The sequence below is a fragment of the Martelella mediterranea DSM 17316 genome (assembly GCF_002043005.1).
Classification (GTDB): domain Bacteria; phylum Pseudomonadota; class Alphaproteobacteria; order Rhizobiales; family Rhizobiaceae; genus Martelella; species Martelella mediterranea.
Map to the genome: position 1 here is coordinate 4,129,772 of NZ_CP020330.1, position 11,635 is coordinate 4,141,406.

The 11,635-nt window shown below is 62.2% G+C and carries 7 protein-coding genes; all 7 read left to right on the forward strand.

Features of this window, described 5'->3' with window-relative positions:
- Positions 1 to 100 precede the first annotated feature (100 nt).
- Genes Mame_RS19250 through Mame_RS19280 form a run of 7 tightly spaced genes read left to right on the forward strand, consistent with a single transcriptional unit; the run spans position 101 to position 11,635 of the window.
- A complete protein-coding gene (locus Mame_RS19250; protein ID WP_018065474.1) occupies positions 101 to 2,563 on the forward strand; it encodes a glycogen/starch/alpha-glucan phosphorylase in 2,463 nt (820 codons plus the stop codon).
- A complete protein-coding gene (gene glgB, locus Mame_RS19255; protein WP_018065475.1) occupies positions 2,560 to 4,770 on the forward strand; it encodes a 1,4-alpha-glucan branching protein GlgB in 2,211 nt (736 codons plus the stop codon). Before Mame_RS19250 ends, glgB begins: the two co-directional genes overlap by 4 nt.
- A gap of 14 nt (positions 4,771 to 4,784) precedes the next feature.
- Positions 4,785 to 6,047 (forward strand): glucose-1-phosphate adenylyltransferase, encoded by a 1,263-nt coding sequence (glgC, locus tag Mame_RS19260; RefSeq protein ID WP_018065476.1) that lies wholly within the window; start codon positions 4,785 to 4,787, stop codon positions 6,045 to 6,047.
- Between the two features lie 3 nt (positions 6,048 to 6,050).
- The gene (gene glgA / locus Mame_RS19265) at positions 6,051 to 7,502 is read left to right on the forward strand and encodes a glycogen synthase GlgA (protein ID WP_018065477.1); all 1,452 of its coding nucleotides are present in this window, start codon (positions 6,051 to 6,053) and stop codon (positions 7,500 to 7,502) included.
- Positions 7,499 to 9,127 carry an alpha-D-glucose phosphate-specific phosphoglucomutase gene (locus Mame_RS19270; RefSeq protein ID WP_018065478.1) on the forward strand — a complete coding sequence of 543 codons (1,629 nt, stop codon included), beginning with the start codon at positions 7,499 to 7,501 and terminating at the stop codon, positions 9,125 to 9,127. The genes glgA and Mame_RS19270 overlap by 4 nt, the downstream gene beginning before the upstream one ends.
- 7 nt (positions 9,128 to 9,134) lie before the next feature.
- Complete coding sequence (gene glgX / locus Mame_RS19275; RefSeq protein ID WP_018065479.1) at positions 9,135 to 11,117, forward strand: glycogen debranching protein GlgX; 1,983 nt, start codon at positions 9,135 to 9,137, stop codon at positions 11,115 to 11,117.
- 29 nt (positions 11,118 to 11,146) lie between these two features.
- Positions 11,147 to 11,635 (forward strand): MaoC family dehydratase, encoded by a 489-nt coding sequence (locus Mame_RS19280; protein ID WP_018065480.1) that lies wholly within the window; start codon positions 11,147 to 11,149, stop codon positions 11,633 to 11,635.

Below are 11,635 nucleotides of genomic sequence, written 5' to 3' on the forward strand. Positions count from 1 at the left end.
GCATTGTTAAGACGCCCATCAGGTCCTCCCGCACTGAGGGGCCGCAATTTCAAACGGTCGATGCTTCCGATTTTCCAGCTTTTATTGACGGAAAAAAACAATGAACAAAGTGACCAACCCCGATCTCCCCCTGCCCACGCCCCGCTCTCACGATGCCGACGAACTGGCCGCCAGCATCCTGGAAAAGCTGATCTATCAGGTCGGCAAGGACACGATCGTTGCCAAACCGCATGACTGGCTGCGCGCCGTCATTCTCGCGATCCGCGACCGGGTCACCGACAAGTGGATGGAATCCACGCGCAAGACCTATGAAGCCGGCTCCAAGCGGGTCTACTACCTGTCGCTGGAATTCCTGATCGGCCGGCTTTTGCGCGATGCAATATCAAACCTCGAAATGATCGACGCGATCAACAAGGCGCTCGCCAAGCTCGACGTCAATCTGGTCGAGATCGCCGGGCTCGAGCCCGATGCCGCGCTCGGCAATGGCGGTCTCGGGCGGCTTGCGGCCTGTTTCATGGAATCGATGGCGACGGTCGACGTGCCGGCCTATGGCTACGGCATCCGCTACGTCAACGGCCTGTTCCGACAGGAGATCGCGGACGGCTGGCAGGTGGAATTGCCGGAAAACTGGCTCGCTCACGGCAACCCCTGGGAATTCCACCGCCGCGAAAGCACCTATGAGATCAATTTCGGCGGCAAGGTCGACATCATCGAGGAAGGCGGCAAGGAGCCGCGCTATGTCTGGAAGCCGGCCGAACGGATGATGGCCGAGGCCTACGACACACCCGTCGTGGGCTGGCGCGCCAAGCGCGTCAACACGCTCCGGCTCTGGTCGGCGGACGCGATCGACCCGATCCTGCTCGACAAGTTCAACGCCGGCGACCATATCGGCGCACTGCAGGAAAGCACCAAGGCGGAGACGCTCACCCGCGTGCTCTACCCCGCCGACGCCAATCCGGCGGGCCAGGAACTCAGGCTGCGGCAGGAATATTTCTTCTCCTCCGCATCGCTGCAGGACATTCTCCGCCGCCACAAGCAGCAGTTCGGCGATCTCTCCAACCTGCCCGAGAAAGTCGCGATCCATCTCAACGACACCCATCCGGCGATTGCCGTGATCGAGATGATGCGACTTCTGATCGATATCCACGACATCGCCTTCGACGAGGCCTGGGATATGACGGTCAAGACCTTCGCCTACACAAATCATACGCTTCTGCCCGAAGCGCTGGAAACCTGGCCGGTGCCGCTGTTCGAGCGGCTGTTCCCGCGCCACATGCAGCTGATCTACCAGATCAACGCGAAGATCCTGCTGGAGGCCCGCAAGCAGAAGGGCGCCACCGACGAGGCGATCCGCCAGATCTCGCTGATCGACGAGGGCGGGGAGCGCAGGGTCCGCATGGGCAACATAGCCTTCCTCGGCTCGCATTCGATCAATGGCGTTTCGGCCCTGCATACCGAACTGATGAAGGAGACGGTGTTCTACAACCTGCACCGCATTCATCCCGACCGGATCAACAACAAGACCAACGGCATCACGCCAAGGCGCTGGCTGAAGGAGTGCAATCCGGGCCTCACCCGGCTGATCCGCGATGTCATCGGCGACGAGTTCCTCGACGACACCGAGAAGCTGAAGGCGCTCGACGCCTTCGCCGAGGATTCGAGCTTCCAGGAGCGGTTCGACGCGGTCAAGCGCGAGAACAAGGCGCGGCTCTCGAACCTGATCGGCGAACGGCTCGGCACCCGCATCGATCCGTCGGCGATCTTCGATATCCAGATCAAGCGCATCCATGAATACAAGCGCCAGCTTCTCAACATCATCGAGGCGGTCGCGCTCTACGACCAGATCCGCTCCCATCCGGAAATGGACTGGGTGCCGCGGGTGAAGCTGTTCGCCGGCAAGGCGGCACCCAGCTATCATAACGCCAAGCTGATCATCAAGCTCGCCAATGACGTCGCCCGCGTCATCAACAGCGATCCGGCGGTGCGCGGCCTGCTGAAGATCGTGTTCATCCCGAACTACAACGTCTCCACCGCCGAGGTCATGATCCCCGCCGCCGACCTTTCCGAGCAGATCTCGACGGCCGGCATGGAGGCATCGGGCACCGGCAACATGAAGTTCGCGATCAACGGCGCGCTCACGATCGGCACGCTCGACGGCGCCAATGTCGAAATGCGCGACTGGATCGGCGCGGAGAACATGGTGATCTTCGGCATGACCGCCGAGGAGGTCGAGGCGGCCCGCGCCGACGGCTACAATCCGCGCGAGTTGATCGAAGGCTCGAAGGAGCTGTCGCAGGCGCTGTCGGCGATCTCGTCGGGCGTGTTCTCCCATGACGATCCCGGCCGCTATGCCGATCTCATCGGCGGCATCTACGACCATGACTGGTTTATGGTGGCCGCCGATTTCGACGCCTACGCCGCCGCCCAGCGCCAGGTCGACGCGATATGGAACGATCGTACGGCGTGGAACGTTAAGGCAATACGGAACACTGCGCGTATGGGGTGGTTCTCCTCCGACAGGGCCATCAGGGAGTATGCTCGCGATATTTGGGGTGCCTTATGAGACAACCGGAGCCAGTCGATCCGGACAAAGGCGGGGATTTCGCCCCGCCGAGAGGAGACATCGAAGCCATTTTGAACGCCACGCATGGCAACGCCTTTTCCGTGCTGGGCATTCAGAAAATCAACGGCAATCTCGTTGCCCGGTGCTTCCTGCCGGGCGCGGAGCGCGTGGAGGCATTCGACCTTGAGGGCGAGCCTCTCGGCGTTTTGACTCAGATCGATCAGTCCGGTTTCTTTTCCGGTAAGTTGACGCTCACGACCTTCGTTCCGATCCGTTATCGCGCTCGGCGCGGCGACGTCACCTGGACGGTGACAGACCCCTACAGTTTCTGGCCGGTTCTGGGGCCGATGGACGATTATTTCGTTCGCGAAGGCTCCCATCTTCGCCTGTTCGACAAGCTCGGCGCTCACCCCATGACCCATCAGGGCGTGAAGGGCTTCCATTTCGCGGTATGGGCGCCGAATGCGCGCCGCGTTTCCGTGGTCGGCAGCTTCAACAACTGGGACGGCCGGCGGCACATGATGCGGTTCCGTTCCGATTCCGGTGTGTGGGAAATCTTCGCGCCCGAAGTCGAGCCTGGCACACCATACAAATTCGAAATCATCGGCTCCAACGGCACTCTCCTGCCGCTGAAGGCCGATCCCTTTGCCCGCCGCAGCGAATTGCGCCCGCAGACGGCGTCGCTGACGGCGGCCGAGCTGGAGCAGGAATGGGACGATGAGGAGCATCGCGAGCACTGGGCCGCAAGCGACAAGCGCCGCGAGCCGATCTCGATCTACGAGGTTCATCCGGGCTCATGGCAGCGTCGCGATGACGGGTCGTTTCTGTCCTGGGACGAACTCGCCGACCGGCTGATCCCCTATTGCGCCGACATGGGCTTCACCCATATCGAATTCCTGCCGGTCTCCGAATATCCCTACGACCCGTCCTGGGGCTACCAGACCACCGGGCTCTACGCGCCGACTGCCCGCTTCGGCGAGCCGGAGGGTTTCGCCCGCTTCGTCAATGGCTGCCACAAGGTCGGCATCAGCGTGCTGCTCGACTGGGTCCCGGCGCATTTTCCGACCGACGAGCACGGGTTGCGCAATTTCGACGGCACCGCGCTTTACGAACATGCCGATCCGCGCAAGGGATTTCATCCCGACTGGAACACCGCGATCTACAATTTCGATCGTACCGAGGTCGCCTCCTATCTTCTCAACAACGCGCTTTACTGGGGCGAGAAATTCCATGTCGACGGCCTGCGCGTCGATGCGGTGGCGTCGATGCTCTATCTCGACTACTCCCGCAATTACGGCGAATGGATTCCCAACGAATATGGCGGCAACGCCAATCTTGGCGCGGTGCGGTTCATCCAGGAAACCAACAAGGCGGTTTACGGCCAGCATCCCGAGATGATGACCATCGCCGAGGAATCGACCACCTGGCCGAAAGTGTCGCAGCCGGTCCATGAGGGCGGCCTCGGTTTCGGCTTCAAGTGGAACATGGGCTTCATGCACGACACGCTGACCTATTTCGGCCGCGAGCCGGTGCATCGCAAGCACCACCACCAGGAAATCACCTTCGGCCTAACCTATGCTTTCACGGAAAACTTCGTGCTGCCGCTCTCCCATGATGAGGTGGTGCACGGCAAGGGATCGCTGATCGCCAAGATGTCCGGCGACGACTGGCAGAAATTCGCCAATCTCCGGGCCTATTACGCCTTCATGTGGGCCTATCCCGGCAAGAAGCTCTTATTCATGGGCCAAGAATTCGCGCAGTGGAGCGAGTGGAGCGAGGCGCGCGCGCTGGACTGGAACCTGCTCGACTACAACACCCATGAGGGCGTGCGCCGGCTGGTGCGCGATCTGAACTTCACCTACCGCGCCAAGCCCGCGCTTCACGCCCGCGACTGCGAGCCGGAAGGCTTCGAGTGGACGATCGTCGACGATCACGACAATTCCGTCTTCGCCTGGCAGCGCAAGGCGCCGGGCGAAAAGCCGATCGTGGTTGTCAGCAACCTGACCCCCGTGCCGCGCGACGGCTACCACGTGCCGCTGCCCAAGGCCGGAATCTGGCGCGAGATCCTCAATACCGACGCCGAAATCTACGGCGGCAGCGGGCTGGGCAATGGCGGTCGGGTGCGCGCCGAGAGCCATGGCAATGGCGGCATTTCCGCCGGTCTGATGCTGCCGCCGCTCGCGACCATAATGCTGGAACCAGAGTAGTTTGGGAGGGAAGGATGAACAATCGCATGGGACAGCCGCTGGCGCGTGACGCCATGGCCTATGTTCTGGCTGGCGGACGCGGGAGCCGCCTGAAGGAACTGACGGATACGCGCGCCAAGCCCGCCGTCTATTTCGGCGGCAAGACCCGGATCATCGATTTCGCGCTGTCGAACGCGCTCAATTCCGGCATCCGCCGCATCGGGGTCGCGACCCAGTACAAGGCGCATTCACTGATCCGCCACCTGCATCAGGGCTGGAACTTCTTCCGCCCGGAGCGGAATGAGAGTTTCGACGTGCTGCCCGCCTCCCAGCGCGTGTCGGAGACGCAGTGGTATGAGGGCACCGCCGACGCGGTCTACCAAAACATCGACATCATCGATTCCTACGGTCCGGAATACATGATCATTCTGGCCGGCGACCATATTTACAAGATGGACTACGAGATGATGCTGCGCCAGCACGTCAACGACGGCGCCGATATCACGATCGGCTGCCTGGAAGTGCCGGTGGAGGAGGCCAAGGGTTTCGGCGTCATGCATGTCGATGAGAACGACCGGATCGTCGATTTCGTCGAAAAGCCCGCCAATCCGCCCGGCATTCCCGGAAACGAGACGATGGCGCTCGCCTCGATGGGCATCTACGTCTTCAAGACCAAGTTCCTGTTCGATTGCCTCTACCGCGATGCCGCCGACCCGACCTCCAGCCGCGATTTCGGCAAGGATATCGTCCCCTATATCGTCAAGAACGGCAAGGCGCTGGCGCACCGCTTCTCCAAGAGCTGCATCCGTTCCAGCTACGAGGAGCAGGCCTATTGGCGCGATGTCGGGACGCTCGATGCCTACTGGCAGGCCAATATCGACCTGACCGGCGTGGTGCCCGAACTCGATATCTACGACAAGTCCTGGCCGATCTGGTCCTACTCGGAAGTCACCCCGCCGGCGAAATTCGTGCATGACGACGAGAACCGGCGCGGTTCGGCGATCTCCTCCGTGGTTTCGGGCGATTGCATCATTTCCGGTTCGCAACTCTATAAAAGCCTGCTGTTTACCGGCGTGCGCGCCAATTCCTATTCCCGCCTCGAGGGCGCGGTCGTCCTGCCGCGCGTGCATGTCGGCCGCCACGCCCAGCTCAGAAACGTGATCATCGACCACGGCGTTCATATTCCCGAAGGCCTCATTGTCGGCGAGGACCCCGAGCTCGACGCCCGCCGTTTCCGCCGCACCGAAAGCGGCATCTGCCTCATCACGCAGTCAATGATCGATAAACTGGACACATAAAACATGAAGGTTCTTTCCGTCGCCTCGGAAATCTATCCCCTGATCAAGACGGGAGGGCTTGCAGACGTCGCTGGCGCGCTGCCGCTTGCGCTGGCGGCATACGGCATCCACACCCGCACCCTGATCCCCGGCTATCCGGCGGTGATGAAGGCGATCGGCGACAAGGCCGAAAAGGTGATCACGCTCTATGATCTATTCGGCGAGCAGGCAAACGTGCTTGAAGCCCGCCATGACGGTCTGGACCTTCTCATCCTCGACGCCCCTGCCCTGTTCAACCGTTTCGGCAATCCCTACAATGCGCCGCACGGCGAGGGTTATTCCGACAACTGGCGGCGTTTTGGCGCGCTCTCGAAAGCGGCAGCCGATATCGCCGCCAGCGCCATTCCCGGCTGGGAGCCCGATCTGGTGCATGCCCATGACTGGCAGGCGGCGCTTACGCCGGTCTATATGCGGTTCGCGCCAACGCCGGAAAAACCGTCGATCCTCACCATTCACAACATCGCCTTCCAGGGCAATTTCGACACGGGGATTTTCCCCTGGCTCGGCCTTCCCGACCATGCGCTCGCCGTGGACGGCGTCGAATATTACGGCAAGGTGAGTTTCCTGAAGGGCGGCCTGCAGACCGCATGGGCGGTCACCACGGTCAGTCCGACCTATGCCCGGGAAATCCAGACCCCGCAATATGGCATGGGTCTGGAAGGCCTGATCTCGGCCCGCGCCCACACCGTGCACGGCATCGTCAACGGCATCGACACCGATGTCTGGGACCCGGCAACCGACGACACCATCGTCAGCCGCTATTCCGCGCACAAACCGAAGGGTCGGGTTGAAAACCGGCAGGCCGTGGGCGAGACCTTCGGCCTCGACAACGACGATTCCCCGATCTTCTCCGTCGTATCGCGCCTGACATGGCAGAAGGGGATGGATATCCTCGCCGCCGTTGTCGGCGATCTGGTCGCCATGGGCGGCAAGCTCGTCGTGCTCGGCTCTGGCGAACCGGGGCTTGAGGAAGCCTTCCGCAATGCCGCGCGTTATTACCCCGGCCGGGTCGGCACCATTATCGGCTACGATGAGAAACTGTCGCATATGGTGCAGGCCGGCGCCGACGCCATTCTCGTGCCCTCGCGGTTCGAGCCCTGCGGCCTGACCCAGCTCTACGCCCTGCGCTATGGCTGCATTCCCGTGGTCGCGCGCACCGGCGGGCTGGCCGATACCGTGATCGACGCCAACCCGGCCGCCCTCGCCGTCAACGCAGCCACCGGCGTCCAGTTCTCTCCGGTCGAGCCATGGTCGCTGTCGCATGCCATACGCCGCACGATCAACCTCTACGACGACAAGAAAACCTGGCTCGCCATGCAAAAGCAGGGCATGAAGAGCGATGTGTCGTGGAAGGCCAGCGCCGGTCTCTACGCCGATCTTTACAAGCAACTCGATTTGATGGTGTCGAAACCATGAGCGTGACAATTCCGACCACTCCCTTCAACGACCAGAAGCCCGGCACATCGGGCCTGCGCAAGAAGGTGCCGGTCTTCACCCAGCCGCATTACGCGGAAAATTTCATCCAGGCGATCTTCGATTCCATCGGCGACTTCAAGGGCAAGACCCTGGTGATCGGCGGCGACGGCCGTTATCTCAACCGCGAGGTGATCCAGACCACGATCAAGATGGCCGCCGCCAACGGCTTCGGCAAGGTGATGGTCGGCCAGGGCGGCATTCTGTCGACGCCGGCGGCTTCCAACATGATCCGCAAATACCAGGCCTTCGGCGGCATCATCCTTTCGGCGAGCCACAATCCGGGCGGGCCGAACGAGGATTTCGGCATCAAGTACAATACCGCCAATGGCGGCCCGGCGCCGGAAAAGATCACCGATGCGATCTATGAACGCACCAAGCTGATCGACCGCTACCGGATTTCCGAGGCCGACGACGTTTCGCTCGACGCGATCGGCACCTCGAAGGTGGACGACATGGAGGTCGAGGTGTTCGACCCCGTCGCCGACTATGCCGAACTGATGGAGCAGCTTTTCGATTTCGACGCGATCCGCTCCCATATCGCCTCCGGTTTCCGGATTTCGTTCGACGCGATGAGCGCCGTGACCGGCCCCTATGCCAAGGAAATCCTCGAAAACCGCCTTGGCGCTCCGGAAGGTTCGGTGCTGAATTTCGAGCCGCTGGAAGATTTCGGCGGCCATCACCCTGACCCCAACCTTGTCCACGCCAAGGCCCTGTATGATGCGGTCATGAGTGATGGCGGACCGGATTTTGGCGCGGCATCGGATGGCGACGGCGACCGCAACATGGTGGTCGGCCACGGCGTGTTCATCACGCCGTCTGACAGTCTCGCCATTCTCGCGGCCAATGCGCATTTGGCGCCGGCCTACAAGGGCGGCCTTGCCGGCATCGCCCGCTCGATGCCGACCAGCCAGGCGGCCGACCGCGTGGCGGAAAAGCTCGGCATCGACTGCTACGAGACGCCGACCGGCTGGAAATTCTTCGGCAACCTGCTCGACGCCAGCAAGGCGACGCTCTGCGGCGAGGAAAGTTTTGGTACAGGCTCGAACCACGTACGCGAAAAGGACGGGCTGTGGGCCGTGCTGCTCTGGCTCAACATTCTGGCGGTGCGCGGCGAGAGCGCCCTCGAAATCGTCAGGAAGCACTGGGCCGAATATGGCCGCAACTATTATTCGCGCCATGATTACGAGGGGATCGAAACGGAAGCCGCAAATGGCCTGATGGACGCCCTGCGCGGAAAGCTCGAGACCCTGCCCGGCACGACCTTCCGCGACCTCACCGTGGCCGAGGCCGACGACTTCGCCTATCACGATCCGGTCGACGGCTCGATATCGAGGAAGCAGGGCATCCGCATCCTGTTCGAAAACGGCTCACGCGTGGTCTTCCGCCTGTCCGGGACCGGCACATCCGGCGCGACGCTTCGGGTCTATCTCGAGCATTATGAGCCCGACCCGACGCGCCACGAAGAGGAAACCCAGGAAACGCTCGCCGACCTGATCGCCTATGCCGAGCATGTCGCCGAGATCGCCAAACGCACGGGCCGCACCGCCCCGACCGTGATCACCTGAGCATCCGATGTCCGAGCCTTTGAAAAAGCCCGGCGTCCGCGTTCTGGACCGGGGCGTGGAATTTTCCGTCTATTCGGAAAACGCCACCGGCATGGAATTATGCCTGTTCGACAAGGCCGGCGCGCAGACCGCGAAACTGCCGATGGCGCATGCGGGCGGCAATCTGTTCCGCCTCATGGTGGACGGGATCAAGCCCGGACAGCGCTACGGCTACCGCGCTTTCGGCGAATGGGACCCGATGAACGGCTTGTGGTTCGACCCGGCCAAGCTGCTTACCGACCCCTATGCCCGCGAGATCGACCGGCCCTACCGGTATGACCCGGATCTCAGTGAATTCGGCGTCGACACCGCCGACATGGTGCCGAAAAGCATCGTCGTCGCCGACAGCGCGGAAGACATTGGACATGTGGATTTTCCCGATGGCGGGCTGATCTACGAGGCGGGCGTGCGCGCGCTCACCATGCTCCATCCCGACGTGCCGAAGCCGATCCGCGGCACCGTGGCGGCGCTTGCTCATCCGGCGGTGATCGACCACCTGAAGAAGCTCGGCGTCGACGCCATCGAGCTTCTGCCGGTGACCGCCTGGATGGATGAGCGGCATTTGCAACCGCTCGGGCTCACCAATGCCTGGGGCTACAATCCCGTCACCTTCATGGCGCTGGAGCCGCGTATCTGCCCGGGCGGGATTGCCGAACTCCGGGGTGCGGTAAAGGCTCTCCACGAGGCCGGCATCGGCGTCATCCTCGATCTGGTCTTCAACCACAGCGGCGAAAGCGATCAGTTCGGCGGGGTTGTGAGCTTTCGCGGGCTCGACAACGCGACCTACTACCGTCTCGCCCATGACGACCCTTCCGTTCTGATCAACGACACCGGCTGCGGCAACACCATTGCCTGCGACCATCCCATGGTGCGCTGCTATATCGTCGACAGCCTCCGCCATTTCGTGACAGAGGCCGGCATTGACGGCTTCCGCTTCGATCTGGCGCCGGTGCTGGGACGCCGCTATGAGGGCTTCGATCCCGATTCCGAAACGCTTCACGCGATCCTCAACGACCCGGTTCTGAAAGACCGGACGATGATTGCGGAACCATGGGATATCGGCCCCGGCGGCTATCACCTCGGCAATTTCCCGCCGCCCTTTCTGGAATGGAACGACGTCACGCGCGACGACATCCGCAAGTTCTGGCGCGGCGACCCGTCCATGACCGGCCAACTCGCCGACGCGCTGTCCGGCTCCTCGCACATCTTTTCGACAAACGGCCAGGGCAGTACGCGCTCGGTTAATTTCATCGCCGCCCATGACGGCTTCTCGCTTTATGACCTGACGGCCTATGTGCACAAGCACAACGCCGAAAACGGCGAGCACAACCGCGATGGTCACGACGAGAACTATTCGTGGAACAACGGCGTCGAGGGCGAGACCGACAACGAACTGGTCAACAACAGGCGCCGGCAGGATCTGCGCGCCCTTCTCGCCACGCTGTTCGTCAGCCGCGGCGCGATCATGCTGAAGGCCGGCGACGAGGGCGGCTGCAGCCAGAAGGGCAACAACAACGCCTATTGCCAGGACAACGAGATCACCTGGCTCGACTGGGCGCATATGGACGGTGAACTGGTAGCCCACACCGCCGAGCTTTCGGCGCTGCGCAAGCGCTTCGCCGTGTTCTCACAAACGGATTTCTTCACCGACGACGATGTCCTGTGGCTCAGGCCCGATGGCAAGGTCATGGACGTCGCCGACTGGGAGTGCCCGGAATGCCAGTGCCTCAGCATGGTGCTTGCCACCACCGAGACCACGACCGGCCATCCCACGCGCCTTGCCGTGCTCATCAACCGGGGCCTTGAGGAAGCCGTGTTCCTGCTGCCCGAGGCCCATGAGGACGGCTGGCACAGCCTTGCCGGCCAAAGCCAAGGCGCCGTCGAGATCGCGCTTGCGCCCCGCTCGGTATCGCTCTATGCCGAGAGACTGAACGAAGGAGAGACGCATTGACCGCTCCTCAGGCGACGAAAGAAGACCCTATGGTTCTCGAAATTTCTCTGGGTGACGTCAAGGGACTGATCGGACAGGAAGTCGGCCTGTCGCGCTGGTTCACGGTCGACCAGTCGATGATCGACACCTTCGCCGATGCCACGCTCGACCACCAGTTCATCCATACCGATCCCGAACGCGCCCGCAATGAGACCCCCTTCGGCGGCACGATCGCGCACGGTTTTCTCACGCTGTCGCTGCTTTCTGCCATGAATTACGATTGCGCGCCGCGCATCCGCGAACAGACCATGGGCATCAATTTCGGCTTCGACAAGGTGCGCTTCATGGCCCCGGTGAAAAGCGGCGCCAAGGTTCGCGGCCGGTTCGTGCTCAAGGACGCCCGTTTCAGGGGCGCGGAACTCTTGGCGATCAACTACGCTGTCACCGTCGAGATCGAGGGCGAACGCAAGCCGGCGCTGTCGGCCGAATGGATCACGCTGGTGCAATTCGCCGCCGCGGATCGGCCGGAAACGGTGTGA